14 protein-coding genes are annotated in these 15620 nt (G+C 65.5%); 11 read left to right on the forward strand and 3 right to left on the reverse strand.

Features of this window, described 5'->3' with window-relative positions; all coding sequences use genetic code 11:
- Nucleotides 1-66 precede the first annotated feature (66 nt).
- The 6 genes from ACR0FC_RS08220 to ACR0FC_RS08245 are packed head-to-tail and all read left to right on the forward strand — an operon-like array spanning nt 67 to nt 7686.
- Nucleotides 67-2520, forward strand: a complete 2454-nt coding sequence (locus ACR0FC_RS08220; RefSeq protein ID WP_170339757.1) for an FAD-dependent oxidoreductase — start codon at nt 67-69, stop codon at nt 2518-2520.
- Nucleotides 2517-3596, forward strand: coding sequence for an alcohol dehydrogenase family protein (locus tag ACR0FC_RS08225; RefSeq protein ID WP_217358607.1), 1080 nt, complete (start codon nt 2517-2519; stop codon nt 3594-3596). The genes ACR0FC_RS08220 and ACR0FC_RS08225 overlap by 4 nt, the downstream gene beginning before the upstream one ends.
- Nucleotides 3593-4171, forward strand: coding sequence for a dimethylsulfonioproprionate lyase family protein (locus tag ACR0FC_RS08230; RefSeq protein ID WP_170339758.1), 579 nt, complete (start codon nt 3593-3595; stop codon nt 4169-4171). Before ACR0FC_RS08225 ends, ACR0FC_RS08230 begins: the two co-directional genes overlap by 4 nt.
- Nucleotides 4168-5274 (forward strand): mandelate racemase/muconate lactonizing enzyme family protein, encoded by a 1107-nt coding sequence (locus ACR0FC_RS08235; protein ID WP_170339759.1) that lies wholly within the window; start codon nt 4168-4170, stop codon nt 5272-5274. Before ACR0FC_RS08230 ends, ACR0FC_RS08235 begins: the two co-directional genes overlap by 4 nt.
- Nucleotides 5271-6377 carry a mandelate racemase/muconate lactonizing enzyme family protein gene (locus ACR0FC_RS08240; protein ID WP_170339761.1) on the forward strand — a complete coding sequence of 369 codons (1107 nt, stop codon included), beginning with the start codon at nt 5271-5273 and terminating at the stop codon, nt 6375-6377. The genes ACR0FC_RS08235 and ACR0FC_RS08240 overlap by 4 nt, the downstream gene beginning before the upstream one ends.
- A 10-nt stretch (nt 6378-6387) precedes the next feature.
- Complete coding sequence (locus ACR0FC_RS08245) at nt 6388-7686, forward strand: aspartate aminotransferase family protein (protein ID WP_170339763.1); 1299 nt, start codon at nt 6388-6390, stop codon at nt 7684-7686.
- On the opposite strand, the gene ACR0FC_RS08250 is transcribed toward ACR0FC_RS08245, so the two are convergent.
- The 3 genes from ACR0FC_RS08250 to ACR0FC_RS08260 all read right to left on the reverse strand — a co-directional run bounded on the left by ACR0FC_RS08250 (nt 7683) and on the right by ACR0FC_RS08260 (nt 9241).
- On the reverse strand, nt 7683-7901 hold the full coding sequence (locus ACR0FC_RS08250) for a hypothetical protein (RefSeq protein ID WP_093964526.1): 219 nt from the start codon (nt 7899-7901) through the stop codon (nt 7683-7685). The genes ACR0FC_RS08245 and ACR0FC_RS08250 overlap by 4 nt on opposite strands.
- Before the next feature lie 117 nt (nt 7902-8018).
- Complete coding sequence (locus tag ACR0FC_RS08255) at nt 8019-8420, reverse strand: carboxymuconolactone decarboxylase family protein (protein WP_170339765.1); 402 nt, start codon at nt 8418-8420, stop codon at nt 8019-8021.
- Between the two features lie 2 nt (nt 8421-8422).
- Complete coding sequence (locus tag ACR0FC_RS08260; RefSeq protein ID WP_149775580.1) at nt 8423-9241, reverse strand: cyclase family protein; 819 nt, start codon at nt 9239-9241, stop codon at nt 8423-8425.
- Between the two features lie 251 nt (nt 9242-9492).
- Here ACR0FC_RS08260 and ACR0FC_RS08265 point away from each other — a divergent pair, with 251 nt between their 5' ends.
- The 5 genes from ACR0FC_RS08265 to ACR0FC_RS08285 all read left to right on the forward strand — a co-directional run bounded on the left by ACR0FC_RS08265 (nt 9493) and on the right by ACR0FC_RS08285 (nt 15586).
- Nucleotides 9493-11589, forward strand: coding sequence for a 3-hydroxyacyl-CoA dehydrogenase NAD-binding domain-containing protein (locus tag ACR0FC_RS08265; protein ID WP_170339768.1), 2097 nt, complete (start codon nt 9493-9495; stop codon nt 11587-11589).
- Complete coding sequence (locus tag ACR0FC_RS08270; RefSeq protein WP_170339770.1) at nt 11589-12764, forward strand: acetyl-CoA C-acyltransferase; 1176 nt, start codon at nt 11589-11591, stop codon at nt 12762-12764. Before ACR0FC_RS08265 ends, ACR0FC_RS08270 begins: the two co-directional genes overlap by 1 nt.
- A gap of 102 nt (nt 12765-12866) precedes the next feature.
- The gene (locus tag ACR0FC_RS08275; protein WP_170339772.1) at nt 12867-14057 is read left to right on the forward strand and encodes an acyl-CoA dehydrogenase family protein; all 1191 of its coding nucleotides are present in this window, start codon (nt 12867-12869) and stop codon (nt 14055-14057) included.
- A 1-nt stretch (nt 14058) separates the two neighbouring features.
- Nucleotides 14059-15186, forward strand: coding sequence for an acyl-CoA dehydrogenase family protein (locus ACR0FC_RS08280; protein WP_170339774.1), 1128 nt, complete (start codon nt 14059-14061; stop codon nt 15184-15186).
- On the forward strand, nt 15167-15586 hold the full coding sequence (locus ACR0FC_RS08285) for a PaaI family thioesterase (protein WP_170339776.1): 420 nt from the start codon (nt 15167-15169) through the stop codon (nt 15584-15586). Before ACR0FC_RS08280 ends, ACR0FC_RS08285 begins: the two co-directional genes overlap by 20 nt.
- Nucleotides 15587-15620: the final 34 nt, after the last annotated feature.

The raw sequence follows: 15620 nt of genomic DNA on the forward strand, positions 1-15620 counted from the left end.
TTGACGATGGTACAAATGTGACCTTAGCCTGTCGAGTAGAAATGCGACTCGGTGAGAGGAAAAATCATGTCCGGGAAGGAACTGCCGTCACAGGCCCGCGTGGTGATCGTGGGCGGGGGTGTCATGGGCGTCGGTCTGGCCTATCACCTGGCGCATGAGGGCTGGACGGATGTCGTTCTGCTGGAAAAGGCCGAGCTGACCAGCGGCAGCACCTGGCATGCGGCCGGGCAGATCACCCATTCGACAAGTTCCTTTGGTCTGGGCAAATGCGTGGACTACAACATCGGGCTTTATTCCGGTGCGCTTGAGGCCGAGACCGGGCAGGCGGTGACATGGCACGGCTGCGGCTCGTTTCGGCTGGCCTATACCGAGGACGAGATGGACTGGCTGCGCCATACCCTGTCGGTGGGCCGGTCGCTGGGCTTCAACATTGAACTGGTCGGTGCCGACCGCGTGGCCGAACTGCACCCGTTCTACAACCTCGACGGGGTTCTGGGCGCGCTGCATACGCCGGACGACGGGCATGTGGACCCGACGAACGTGACCATGGCCATGGCGGCGGGGGCGCGTCAGCTGGGCGCGCGGATCATCCGCCGCTGCCGGGCCACCAACATCACCCAGGCGGCCAATGGCGAATGGGTGGTCCAGTCCGAACGGGGCACGATCCGCTGCGAACACGTGGTGAATGCGGGCGGCACCTATGCCCGACAGATGGGCGAATGGTCGGGGCTGCAACTGCCGATGACCTCGATGACTCACCACTATTTCGTGACCGAACCGGTGCCACAGTTCCAGGACCTCGATCACGAGCTGCCGGTGATCCGCGATGATCGCAAGGTCTCGGGCTATATCCGCATGGAGCAGAAGCGCGGGCTGATCGGGATCTACGAGAAGGAAAATTCGAATTCGGTCTGGCATGACCATTGCCCGTGGGACTATGAAAACTGGCTGTTCGATGCCGATTACGACCGGGTTATGCCGTGGCTTGAGGAGAGCCTGAACCGGATGCCGGTTTTTGCCGATCTGGGGATCCAGCGCGAGGTTCACGGGGCGATCTCGCACCCGCCTGACGGCAATCCGCTGATCGGCCCGGCGCCGGGGGTGCGAAACTATTGGTGCTGCTGCGGCACGCAGATCGGCATCGGCTGGGGCCCGGGGCTGACGCGCGAACTGGCGCGGTGGATGGTGCATGGGGCGGCGGACATCTCGATGCGCGACTATGATCCGCGCCGGTTCGGGGCCTATGCCACCAAAGACTGGCAGGTCACCAAGGCGCATGAGGATTACAAACTGCGCCACGAAATTCCGTTTCCGCATTTCAACCGTCTTGCCGGGCGGCCGATCAAGCCGTCCCCGCTGTATGACCGGCTGAAAGCCAAGGGGGCGGTGTTCGAAGAGGTCTATGGCCACGAGCGCCCCCGCTGGTTCGCAAAGCATGGCGTTGAACAGTGCGACCATTATTCCTTCCGCCGCAATGTGGTGCACGACATGGTCGCCTCCGAATGCAGGGCCGTGCGCGAGGCGGTCGGCATCATGGATATCTCGGCCTTCACCAAGGTCGAGGTAAGCGGCCCGGATGCCCGGGTCCTGCTGGACCGGCTGGTCGCCAACCGCCTGCCGCAAAAGGTGGGCGGCATCGCGCTGACCCACATGCTCAACCGCCGTGGACGGATCGAGCTGGAGACCACGGTCGTGAAGCTGGCCGAGGACCGGTACTACCTCGTCTGTGCTGCCTTCTTCGAGCGGCGCATGCTGGATCACCTGACCCAGCATCGCGACGAAGAAAACGTCGATATCATCCTGCGATCCGACGACTGGGCCGCGCTCAGCCTCAATGGCCCTAGGGCGCGCGAGGTTCTGGCCGCCTGCACCGATGCCGACCTGAGCAATGCCGCTTTCAAATGGCTGACCGCGCAGGAAATCGACGTGGCGGGTCACCGGCTCTGGGTTTTCCGCATGTCCTATGCCGGTGAATTGGGGTGGGAACTGCACATGCCGCGTGACAGCGCCTTGGCCGTCTACGATACGCTCTGGGCCGCGGGCGCGCCGCTGGGCATCGCCGATTACGGGTCGTTCGCGATGAACGCGCTGCGGATGGAAAAGGCCTTCAAGGGCGCGGGCGAGTTGACCAACGAGGTCACCCTGGCCGAGGCCGACGTGCTGCGCTTTGCCCGCACCGACAAGGAATACCTGGGCAAGGACCGGACCCTGAACCCCGATCTGCGCTGGCTCTGCGCTTATCTGGAGATCGAACCGGATGGCCAGAACGATGGGCATGGCGGCGAGGCGGTCCTGCTGGACGGCAAGGTTGTGGGTTCCACCGCCTCGGTGGCCTACGGGCATACGGTCGGCAAGATCCTTGCCTTTGCCTATGTCAAACCGCAGGCCAATGTGCCGGGAACCGAAGTGCAGGTGGTAATCGCCGGCGCGCCGCGTCCCGGGCGGATCCTGGGCGCGCCCGCCTATGACCCGCAAAGCCTCCGGCCCCGCACCGATGCCGCGATGGAGGCTGCGGAATGATCCCGAAGACCATGAAGGCCATGGTCCTGACGGGGCATGGCGATCTGGACAAATACGAATGGCACGAGGACTGGCCCACCCCCACAGCCGGCCCGATGGAGGTGTTGATCAGGGTGGGCGCCTGCGGGCTGAACAACACGGATGTGAACACCCGCACCGGCTGGTATTCCAAGGCGGTGGACGAGGCCACCACCGGCGGCGCCTATTCCGAGGTGGACGACGACGACAGCACCTGGGGCGGCGCGCCCCTGACCTTCCCGCGTATTCAGGGCGCGGACGCGGTCGGCACGGTCGTGGCCGTGGGCGAGGGGGCCGATCCTGCGATCATCGGCCGGCGGGTGATCGTGGCGGGCTGGCTGCGCGACTGGTCCGATCCGATGAACCGCGACAAGGCGGGATATTTCGGCTCGGAATGTGACGGCGGCTTTGCCGAATACACCAAGGCCGACATCCGCGGCGTGGCGGCGATCGACTCCGACCTGAGCGATGCCGAACTGGCGACCTTCAGTTGTTCCTATGTGACGGCCGAGGGCATGTTGGACAGGGCGCAGGTCGGCGAGGGCGACACGGTTCTGATCCCCGGTGCCTCGGGCGGTGTGGGAGGGGCGCTGATCCAGCTGTCCAAGCTGCGCGGCGCCCGCGTGATCGCCATGGCCAGTGAGGCCAAGCACCCCGAGGTCGCCAAACTGGGCCCGGATCGCATTCTGGCGCGCAACCCCAGAAACCTGCGAGCCGAGCTGAAAGGGGACCGGATCACCGTCGTCGCCGACGTCGTGGGCGGAGAGATGTGGCCCAAACTGATCGACATGCTGGAGCGTGGCGGGCGCTATACCTGTTCGGGCGCGATTGCCGGTCCGATCGTGCAATTCGACCTTCGCACCTTCTATCTGCGCGATCTGACCTTCACCGGGTCGACCGTGAACACGCCGAAGAACTTCTTTGATGTCGTGAAATACATAGAAAATGGGCAAATCAAGCCAGCTTTGGCCGCCACTTACCCGTTGACTGAGCTGCGAGAGGCCCAGCAGGCCTTCATCGACAAGCAACATACCGGCAACATCGTGGTGATCCCATGACCCTGGAAAACGTTCTCGAAGCCGCGCGGCAACTGCATCAGAGCCTGCCGGCGCTGTCCGAATTCGGCACCTGGCCCACCGACCTGACCGCGGCCGGTTTGCAACCGCGGGCGATCCCCGCCACGCCGCTGGTGCAGGCGCTGGATCAACCCGGATCACCCCGGACAACGGGGTTGGTTCAGGCGATCCGGTCGGCGGCGCATCTTGCCCACTGGAAACGAACCTATACCGAGGCAGAGGTCGGCGCCGATTTCCGAAATCGGTACGGGTATTTCGAACTGTTCGGGCCAACCGGTCATTTCCATTCGACCCAGCTGCGGGGCTATGTCGCCTATTGGGGAGCCGGGCTGGACTATGACTGGCACAGCCACCAGGCCGAGGAGCTGTACCTGACGCTGGCTGGCGGCGCGGTCTTCAGGGTTGGCGGAGATCGGACCTTTGTGGGCGCTGAGGGCACGCGCTGGCACGCCAGTTGGCAAAGCCACGCCATGTCCACAGGGGATCAGCCGATCCTCACTTTCGTACTTTGGCGGGGCGAGGGGTTGAACGACCTGCCCAGGATGGACGCCGCATGAAGATCACCCGCATCTCGGTCTTTCACGTCGATCTGCCGCTTGAACATCCCTATTGGCTGTCCGGCGGACGTCTGAAATTCGAGGTGCTGGATGCCACCTTCGTCAAGATCGAAACCGATGCCGGGCTGACCGGCTGGGGCGAGGGCACGCCCTGGGGCCACACCTATGTGCCCGCGCATGGGCCGGGCATCCGGGCGGGGATCGAGACCATGGCGCCCTTCGTCCTTGGGCTGGACCCGCGCCGGGTTCTGGAGGTCGAGCGGGCGATGGACCACGCGCTGCCCGGGCATCTTTACGCCAAATCGCCGATCGACATGGCCTGCTGGGACATTGCCGGACAGGCGGCCGGGTTGCCGATTGCCGATCTGATGGGCGGCGGGTCGCGCAGCCCTGCGCCGATCGCCTCCTCGGTCGGGGCCAAGACCGTCAAGGAAACCCGCGCGGTGATGGATCGCTATCGTGACCGCGGCTATTGGGTGCATTCGGTCAAAGTGGGCGGCGACGTGGATCGCGACATAGAACGCATCCGCGATGTCGAGGCGCACCGCCCGGCGGGTGAGCGCATCCTTTATGACGTCAACCGCGCCTGGACGCGGCAGCAGGCGCTGCGGGTGATGAAGGCCACCGAGGATCTGGGTGTGATGTTCGAACAACCCGGCGAGACGCTCGACGACATCGCCGCCATCCGGGCCTTGCATTCCGCGCCTGTCAGCGTGGATGAAAGCCTGGTCACCCTGCAGGACGCCGCGCGCATTGCCCGCGACGGGCTGGCCGAGGTCTTCGGGATCAAGCTCAACCGTGTCGGCGGCCTGACCAAGGCCGCGCGGATGCGGGACATCGCGCTGGCGCATGGCATCGACATGTATGTGATGGCCACCGGCGGCTCGGTTCTGGCCGATACCGAGGCGGTGCATCTGGCCGCCACCATCCCGGATCACAACCGCTTGGGCGTCTGGGCCTGTCAGGACATGCTGACGCTGGACGTCGCGGGCGGGCGCGGCCCGCGCAACCGTCAGGGCCATCTTGAACTGCCCCAGGCCCCCGGCCTCGGCGTAGCCCCGGATGAAGATGCACTGGGGGAACCAAAGGCCGTGTACCAATGACCCGCATCACCCGCATCTCGCTCTGGCATGTGCCGCTGACCAGCCATCAGGCCTATTACATGGCTGACGGCAAGGCCTGCGACACGGTTGAAACGGTGGTTCTGGCGCTGGACACCGATGACGATCTGACCGGCTGGGGCGAGGTCTGCCCGATTCCGCATTACCTGCCCGCCTATGCGCGCGGTGTGGCCCCGGCGGTGCAGGACATGGCCGCGGTTCTGCTGGGCGCCGACCCGATCGGACCCGAGGCGTTGATGGCGCGGCTGGACCGGCACCTGCCGGGGCATGTCTATGCCAAATCGGCGATCGACATCGCGCTGTGGGATCTGACGGGGCAGGTGGCAGGGCTGCCCCTGCACGCGCTGCTGGGGGGGCGGCAGGCGCAGACGATGCCGCTCTATCACTCGATCACCTGTATCGCCCCGGCCGAGATGGCCCGCATCGCCCGCGAGGCGCAGGCGCAGGGCATCACCCAGTTCCAGGTCAAGCTGGGCGCGGATGCCGATTGGCAGGCCGATGTCGAACGCCTGCGTCTGGTGCGCGAGGCGGTGGGCGACGGGCCGCTGGTCTATGGTGACTGGAACTGCGGCGCCACGTCGTTGGACGCCAGCCGGGTGGGGCGGGCGGTCGCGGATTTGGATGTCATGCTGGAACAACCCTGTGCCACGATCGAGGATTGCGCCCGCGTGCGCGCCGCCACCGGCCTGCCGATGAAGCTGGACGAAGGCGCACACGACACCGCCAGCCTGATGGCCGCCCATGCGCTGGGCTGCATGGACGCAGTCGCGGTGAAGTTGTCGAAATTCGGCGGGCTGTCGGCGGCGCGCCGGGCGCGCGACCTGTGCCTGCATCTGGGTGCGAAGATGTGTGTCGAAGACACCTGGGGGTCTGACATCACGACCGCCGCCCTGCTGCATCTGGGCGCGGCCACCGAACCCGCGCGCCTGATGAACGTGTGCGACCTGTCGGGCTATGTCGCGCCGCGGCTGGCGCCGGATGGCCCGGCCCGCAAGGGCGGGCGGATCGCGCCGCCTGACGGTGTCGGCCTGGGCGTTGCGCCCGACCGCGAATACCTGGGCGCGCCGGACTTGATACTGGATTAGGGAGGCGACCATGCCGCGACATCTCAGCCAATCCGATTGGGGCCAACGCGCCCGCGCGGTGCTGCCTGGCGGCGGCTTTGGCAATTTCGACCCGTCGGTCTTCATCCGCGAGGGCCGGGGCAGCCGCGTCTGGGACGAAGACGGCAAAGAATATGTTGACCTGCTGATCGGCTCGGGGCCGATGCTGCTGGGCCATGGCCACCCCGAGGTGTTGGAGGCTGTCGCCGAACAGATGCCCAAGGGCATGACGTTCTTCGCCAACAACGCGCGCGCGGTCGAACTGGCCGAGGAAATCTGCGCCGCCGTGCCCTGCGCTGATCAGATCCGCTATGTCTCGTCCGGCGGTGAGGCTGACATGTACGCGATCCGGCTGGCCCGCGCCTTTACCGGCCGCGACAAGATCGTGAAGTTCGAAGGCGGTTATCACGGCATGAGCGCCGAGGCGCAGATGAGCCTGGCCCCGTCACGGATGGTGAATTTCCCGCAGGCGGTTCCCGACAGCGCGGGCATACCGGCCAGCGTTCAGGCCGAAATGCTGATCGCGCCGTTCAACGACCCGGACTACATCCGCTCGCTGCTGGCCGAGCACGGCAACCAGGTCGCGGGCATCATCGTCGAGCCCTTGCAACGCATCATCCCGCCCGAACCCGGCTTCTTGCAGCTTCTGCGGGACGAGGCCGACAAGTACGGCATCGTGCTGATCTTCGACGAGGTGGTGACCGGGTTTCGTTTCGCCTATGGCGGCGCGCAGGAGCTGTATGGCGTGACCCCGGACATCGCCACGCTGGGCAAGATCATCGGCGGCGGTTTTCCGCTCGCCGCAATCGCCGGGCGGGCCGAGATCATGGCCCATTTTGACAAATCCGCCGTTGGGGCGGAGAAATGGCTGATGCAGTTGGGGACTCTGTCGGGCAATCCGGTGGCCGCGGTGGCCGGGCTCAAGACGATGGAGGTGCTGCACCGTCCCGGTCAGTACGACCGGCTGCGCGCCAATGGTCAGCGTCTGATGGACATGGCCTCGGCCGCGCTGAACAAGCAGGGGGTCGCCCATCGCGTCGTCGGCGATCCGACCCTGTTCGAAATCGTGTTCACGGAAGGAAAGGTGCGGGATTATCGCGATGTGGTCTGCGCGGACACGGCCAGAGCAACCCTGTTCAATACGGTTCTGATGCAGAACGGGATGTTCAAGTCGCCGGGCAAGACCTATCCGTCCCTGGCGCTGACCGAGGCGGACTTTGACCTGTGCGAAGCCACCTATACCAAGGCCGCGCAGGCCGTGGCCGAAATGCAGGGCGCGGGCGTGTCTTAGTAGACGCCCGCCATCACCAGGCGAACGATGTCTTCGCGCTTGAGGCCGCGCGCAGCCAGTTCTTCGTCGGTCAACTCGCTGAGTTGCTTGATCTTTATGACCTTGGCATTTGCTTCGCCCATGCGGATCAAAGCATCATAGATGCCGCTGAACACATCGGCGACGGCCGAGAACAGGTTCAGGATTGCCGGGCGGTGCGTGCTTGTCTGTGCCATGAGCGGAGCCTCTCTGGTCTGTATGTGACCAAAGAGATTTAGACCTGATGCTGCAGTGCAGCTAGGCACTTGAGGGAATAGCCGCTGTGCATCTGGTGCAAGTCTGGCCCGACAGGCTCAGGCTCGGGCCTTGAACCGGTCGTCCACCGGCACCTGCAGAGCGGTGGCCAGTGCGTTGGTCTGGCTGGCCATCGCGATCACCGCCAGCAGTTCGGCCTGCATCTGGTCGGTCATGCCCTTGGCGCGGGCCGCGGCCGAATGGGAGTGCACGCAGTATTCGCAATTGTTGGCGACCGAAACTGCGATATACAGCATCTCCTTCATCAACGGGTCCAGCGCGCCGGGGGCCATGACGGTCTTGAGCCGCTCCCACGTTGCTTTCAGCAGCGTCGGGTCATGGGCCAGAGCGCGCCAGAAATTGTTGATGTAATCGGTGTTGCGGGTGGCGCGGATGTCATCGAAGACGGCCAGCGCCTCGGCGCTGACCTCTTCGTCCGTCAACAGGCGAACCGTTGCCATGCTCAGACCATCGCGAAGATGCGCGCCGGGCCGCCCGACCCGCCACGATGGGCCGGCGCGCCGACCACCAGCGTTGCTCCGCTGGCGGGCACCTTGTCGAGATTGGCCAGGTTCTCGATGCCGTAGCGGTTGGTGGGCAGCCACGCGTAATGCGTCACGAAATCGGCCGATGGCCCGTGGTCCAGCGACAGCGTGTCGACGGCCAGCGCAACCGCGCCGGTTCCTTCGATCAGCATCTGCGCTGCTTCGACGTGGAAGCCGGGGAAATGCATCTTGCCGTCGCCGTCGGCGTTGCGGAACTCGGGCGTGGCGGTTTTGGCGGCCCATCCGGAATGCATGGCGACGCAGGCGCCATCGGGGATGTCGCCATTTGCAGCGATCCACGCCTTCAGATCGTCGGGGGTCACCTGCGCATCCGGGTCCTCGGCCGCGCGGGCGGCAATGTCCACCACGCACAGAGGGCAAACGAGGTTCGACACAGGGATTTCGTCCACCGACTGCCCATCCGCCGAGAAATGCAGCGGGGCATCGACATGCGTGCCGGTGTGTTCGTTGACGGCCAGGTTGAACAGGTTGAAGCCATGTTCCTTGAAATTGAAGGCCTGTGTCGCCTCGATCCCCGGCTGGCCGAAATAGGTGGGGAAATCGGCATCGTAGACATGGGTCATGTCCAGCACCTCGCCATGGCCGGCCGCAAGCGCTGGTGGGGCAGCCACCGTCCCAAGCGCCGTGCCTGCCGCCATCGCTGCGCCAGCCTTGAAAAAGGATCGACGCGACAGCATCCGGTCTTTCACCGCGTTCATTACGCAAACGTCACACATTTCAAAACTCCCTGTTCTGCAATCTGTTTTCGTTCCGGGCCGAATTCATTGGCCGGGTGGGCAAAGCCTAGCACGGTTTTCCGCGATCCGGTTCACAAGTTGTTTGGGGCCTGCTCGCCGGCAACATATGCGGCCCGGCGGCGCAGTCGGGTATAAGGGGTTGAACCCGCGCGCGGACGGGTTCAATCTATTGCGGAATGTTGTTCCGCCATGCGGAACAAGCTGGGGTTGGCAAGAGGAGACCAAGTCTGATGTCCGAGGCGGTGGAATACGAACGGATTGGCGATATCGCGGTGCTGGCGGCGAACAACCCGCCGGTCAATGCGCTGGGCGTGGATGTGCGCCGGGGCCTGCTGGCCGGGATCGAACGGGCCGAGGCCGAGGGCGCAAAAGCGGTGCTGATTTACGGCAAGGGCCGGACCTATTTCGCGGGGGCCGACATCCGCGAGTTCGGCAAACCCCCGCAAGAGCCCTGGCTGCCCGGCCTGTGCGACCGGATCGAGGCCTCGCCCCTGCTGGTGGTATCGGCGTTGCATGGCACGGCGCTGGGCGGTGGGCTCGAAGTTGCGCTGTCCAGCCACTACCGCATCGCGGTTCCCTCGGCCAAGGTCGGCCTGCCCGAGGTCAATCTGGGCATCCTGCCGGGTGCCGGGGGCACCCAGCGTCTGCCGCGCGTGGCCGGGGTCGAGGCCGCGCTGGACATGATCACAACCGGTCGCCATGTCCGCGCCGACGAGGCGCTGAAGCTGGGCGTGATCGACAAGGTGCAGGATGGCGACCCGCGCGAGATCGGGCTGGCCTATGCGCAGGAGCTGCTTGACTCGGGTACGCCCCGCCGCGCGGTCGGAGAGATGCCCGCGCCGGACCCCGTCGATTTCGATGCGGTCTACGAGGCCGTTCTGAAGAAGGGCCGCGGCCAACTGTCCCCCGCCGTTGCCGTGCGTGCCGTGCAAGCCGCCTGCGAGGCGCCCAGCTTTGCCGAGGGCATGGCGCGCGAGCGGGAACTGTTCATGCAGTTGATGGAATCGGATCAGCGCAAGGGTCTGATTCACGCCTTCTTCGCCGAACGCGCCGTGGGCAAGCTGCCCGAACTGAAGGGTGTCGAGCCGCGTCCGGTGCATCAGATCGGGGTCATCGGCGGCGGCACGATGGGCGCGGGGATCGCCACCGCCGCCTTGTTGGCCGGTCTGCCCGTGACCTTGCTGGAGATGACGCAGGAGGCCGCCCATGCCGCCAAAGACCGGATCGCCGGAAACCTGGCAGGCGCCCTGAAGCGCGGCAAGATCAGCCAGCAGCAGTACGACTCGATTCTGTCGGACCAATTGCAGCTTGCCACCGGTTATGACGCGCTGAGCGCCGTCGATCTGGTGATCGAGGCCGTGTTCGAGGATATGGAGGTCAAGAAACAGGTCTTTGTCCAGCTGGATGCGGTCTGCAAGCCCGGGGCGGTTCTGGCGACGAACACCTCGTATCTGGACGTCGACGAGATCGCCGCCGCCACCACGCGGCCGCAGGACGTGATCGGGCTGCATTTCTTCTCGCCCGCCCATGTGATGAAGCTGCTCGAGATCGTGGTGGCCGACAAGACCGCGCCCGAGGTGGTCGCAACCGGCTTTGCGCTGGGGCATCGGCTGAAGAAGGTCTCGGTGCGCGCAGGGGTGTGCGACGGGTTCATCGGCAACCGGATCCTCAGTACCTATCGCACCTGCGCCGACCACATGGTTCTGGACGGGGCAAGCCCGTTCCAGATCGACAAGGCGCTGACCGATTTCGGCTTTGCCATGGGGCCGTTCGCGGTGTCCGATCTGGCCGGGCTGGATATCGGCTGGGCGGTACGCAAACGCAAACGCGCCGAGGGGCTGGACCCGCGCGCCCGCGACAGCAGCTATGCCGACAAACTCTGCGAGGCCGGGCATTTCGGGCAGAAGACCGGCAAGGGCTTCTATGTCTATGAAAGAGGCAAGCGCGGCGGCACGCCGAACCCCGAGGTTCTGGACTTGATCGCGGCCGACCGCGCGGCGCAGGGCATCACCCCGCGCACGTTCACGGATGACGAGATCGTGCGGCGATATATGGTCTCGATGGTCAACGAGGCCGCCAAGGTGGTGGGCGAGGGCATCGCCCGCCGCCCCTTGGACGTGGATGTGGTGCTGCTCTATGGCTATGGCTTCCCGCGTTATCGCGGGGGGCCGCTGAAATGGGCCGATCTGCAGGGCCTGCCGGGTATTCTGGAGGACATCCGCGCCTGGTCGGCCGAGGATGACTATTTCTGGCAGCCCGCGCCGCTGCTGGAAAAACTGGTGGCCGAGGGCCGCAGCTTTGACGATCTGAACAAGGACGCCCAGTGATGAAACAAGCCGTAATCGTATCCGCCGCGCGCACCGGGCTGGCCAAGTCGTTCCGGGGCTCGTTCAACATGACCCACGGTGCCACGATGGGCGGCCACGCGGTTCAGGCCGCGGTCGCGCGGTCGGGCTTGGATGGGGCCGAGATCGAGGATTGCATCATCGGCTGTGGTTTCCCCGAAGGCGAGACCGGTGGCAACATCGCCCGCCAGATCGCCATCCGGGCCGGTCTGCCGGTCAGTGTTTCGGGGATGACCGTGAACCGGTTCTGCTCGTCGGGGCTGCAGACCGTGGCGCTTGCGGCGCAGGCCATCACCGAGGGCGGCGCGGGCCCCATCGTGGCTGGCGGGATCGAAAGCATCTCGCTGGTCCAGCCGAAAACCCGCCCCGTGCCCGAGGCGTGGATTCAGGAGCACAAGCCGGCGATCTACATGCCGATGATCGAGACCGCCGACATCGTGGCCGAGCGCTATGGCATCAGCCGCGAAGAACAGGACGCCTACGGCCTGCGGTCGCAGCAGCGCATCGCGGCGGCGCAGGCGGCGGGCAAGTTCGACGAGGAGATCGTGCCGATGCAGACCACCATGGCGGTCAAGGACAAAGAGACGGGCGAGGTCTCGCACAGGCAGGTCACCGTGGACCGGGATGAATGCAACCGGCCGAACACGACTCTGGAAGGGCTGGCCTCGCTGGAGCCGGTGCGCGGCCCCGGAAACTACATCACTGCCGGCAATGCCAGCCAGCTGTCGGACGGCGCGGCCGCGGTGGTCGTGATGGACAGCGCCGAGGCCGAGCGTCGGGGTCTGGAGCCCATGGGCGCGTTCAAGGGGTTCTGCGTGGCGGGGTGCGAGCCCGACGAGATGGGCATCGGCCCGGTCTTTGCGGTGCCGCGCCTGCTGGAACGGCATGGTCTGAGCGTCGAGGACATCGACCTGTGGGAGCTGAACGAGGCCTTCGCCTCGCAAGCGCTTTACTGCCGCAACCGTCTGGGGATCGATGACGAGAAATGCAACGTGAACGGCGGCTCGATCGCCATCGGGCATCCATTCGGCATGACCGGCGCGCGTATGGTCGGCCATCTGCTGCGCGAAGGGCGGCGGCGCGGGGCCAAGCTGGGTGTCGTGACCATGTGCATCGGCGGCGGCATGGGCGCGGCTGGTCTGTTCGAGATCTATTGAAGCAAGGGGCGCCGGGCCAGCCCATCGAGGGCCGGCCCGGCGCTGCCCGGCCCGTAGGGCCGAGCAGGCAAGGTTCCGATCGCATCGAGGAGGAGGGCGGCTGTGGACTTGAATTATACGGACGAGGAGAAGGCCTTTCGCGACGAGGTTCGAGCCTTTCTGGCCGAAAAGCTGCCCAAGGAGATCTCGGACAAGATCCGGGCTGGCCGGAACATCGGCAAGGAAGGGTATGAGTGGTGGCACGCCACGCTGAACGAGCGCGGCTGGTTGAATTTCAACTGGCCGAAGGAGTTTGGCGGCGCCGAGTGGAATGCGGTTCAGCGCCATATCTTCGAGGAGGAATGCGCCGCCGCCTTTGCGCCGCGCATCGTGCCGTTTGGCCTGTCGATGCTGGGCCCGGTGCTGCAGAAATTCGGCTCGAAGGAACAGCAGGAGTATTTCCTGCCGCGCATCCTGAATGGTGAACACTGGTGGTGCCAGGGCTATTCCGAGCCGGGTGCCGGGTCGGACCTGGCCTCGCTGAAGACCCGCGCGGTGCGGGACGGCGACCACTATGTCGTCAATGGCCAGAAGACCTGGACCACGCTGGCGCAATACGCCAACTGGATCTTCTGCCTGGTGCGCACCGACCCCGAGGCCAAGGCGCAGGAGGGGATCTCGTTCCTGCTGATCGACATGAACACGGCGGGGATCGAGGTGCGCCCCATCGTCTTGCTGGACGGAACGCCCGAGGTCAACGAAGTGTTCTTTGACGATGTGCGCGTCCCGGTCGAAAACTTGGTGGGCGAAGAGAACAAGGGCTGGACCTATGCCAAGTATCTGCTGACGCATGAACGCACCAACATCGCCGGTGTCGGCTTCAGCCAGGCGGGGCTGGACATGGTCAAGCGGATTGCCCGGATCGAAACCGCGAATGGCCGCCCCCTGATCGAGAACCCGCATTTCGCCGCCCGGCTGGCACGGGTCGAGATCGACCTGATGGCCATGGCCACCACCAACATGCGCATCATCAGCAAGGCTGCGGCCGGACAGGCACCGGGGGTCGAAAGCTCGATGCTGAAGGTCAAGGGTACGATCATCCGGCAGGAGATCAACGACCTGGCCCGCCGCGCGGTGGGGCCTTATGCGATGCCTTTCGCCTCCGAGGCGGTGGCAGGCGACAACGACCCGATCGGGCCGGACTATGCCGCGCCGGTCGCCGCCCAGTATTTCAACAACCGGAAACTGTCGATCTTCGGCGGGTCGAACGAGATCCAGCGCGGGATCATCGCCAAGGTCAAGATGGGGGGCTGAGATGGATTTCAACCTGACCGAAGAACGGCAGATGCTGCAGGACACGCTGCGGCGCTATCTGGCCGACAGATATACGACTCTGGTGCGCAACGACATTCTGGACAGCCCGGCGGGGTTCAGCGCCGACATCTGGCGCGAACTGGCCGATCTGGGCGTTCTGGGCGCGCTGTTCGACGAAGCGGATGGCGGGTTCGGCGGGGCGGGCTTTGACATCGCCACCGTGTTCGAGGAACTGGGCCGGGCCGGGGTGGTCGAGCCGGTTCTGGACAGCTGCATTCTGGGCGGTCGGCTGATCGCGCAGGTGGGCAGCCCCGATCAGCGGGCCCTGCTGGATCAGGTGATCTCGGGCGCGTTGCATCTGGCGCTGGCGCATGGTGAGCCTGCCAGCCGGTATGACCTGAGCCGGGTCGAGACCACCGTGCGGACCGACGGCACGGACTTGATCCTGAACGGACGCAAGGCTGTGGTCGTGAATGCCGAGGTCGCCGGGCAGTTGATCGTTTCCGCGCGCGAAACGGGCGGGCCGTTCGAACTGGACGGCATTTCGCTGTTTCTGGTGCCTGCTGGCACACCGGGTCTGGGCTTGCGCGGGTATCCGATGCTGGCCGGAGGCCGCGCGGCCGAGGTCACTCTGGACGATGTGCGCCTGCCGGAAACCGCGCGTCTGGGCGCCGCGGGGCAGGGGTTCGATCCGCTGATGAACGTTGTGGCCGCAGCCAATGTCGCGCTGGTCGCCGAGGTTCTGGGCGCGATGGAAAGCGCGGTGGAACTGACACGGCAATACCTGATGACGCGCAAGCAATTCGGCCGCCCGATCGGGACCTTTCAGGCCCTGCAGCACCGGTTCGCGGACATGCTGATCGAGCTGGAGCAGGCGCGCTCGGCGGTGATCAACGCGGCAGGTCACCTTGAAGCACCCGATCGCGACCGGCAGATTGCCGCGGCCCGCAACCTGGTGTCGCGGGTGGGCCGGCTGGTGGCCGAGGAAACGATCCAGATGCATGGCGGCATCGCCATGACGCAGGAATATGAGCTGGCGCATATTGCCAAGCGGATCGTCATGTCGGATCACAGGTTCGGCGACGCGGATTATCATTTGGAGCGGTTCATTGCACTCGGCGCAGCCTGAAGACGACCCAAAGGTCCGGCGGTCGGGCTGTCAGAACGCGATCGGGTTCGAGGTGGATCTGTCCGACCCCGACGGCCGGGCCCGGTGCCATTTGACCATCCGGGCGGATCACCTGAACAGCCAGGGCATCTTGCATGGCGGCATCATCGCCATGCTGCTGGACGTGGCTTGCGGCAACACCGCCTCGGCCTGGTTCGACCGGGACGACCATCCGCTGGTTCTGACCCTGTCGCTGAACACAAGCTATGTAGCGGCAGTGCGTCAGGGGCGCGTGACGGCCACGGGGCGCGCAACGGGTGGCGGGCGCACGCTGGCCTATGTGACCGGAGAGTTGCACGGCGACGACGGAACCCTGATCGCGACGGCGGCGGGGGTGTTCAAGCGCACCACGAAACGCTGAGCGCAAAACCGGTTCCGGCGCAGGGGAGGGCGAA

It is taken from the genome of Ruegeria sp. BB9 (genome assembly GCF_056539345.1).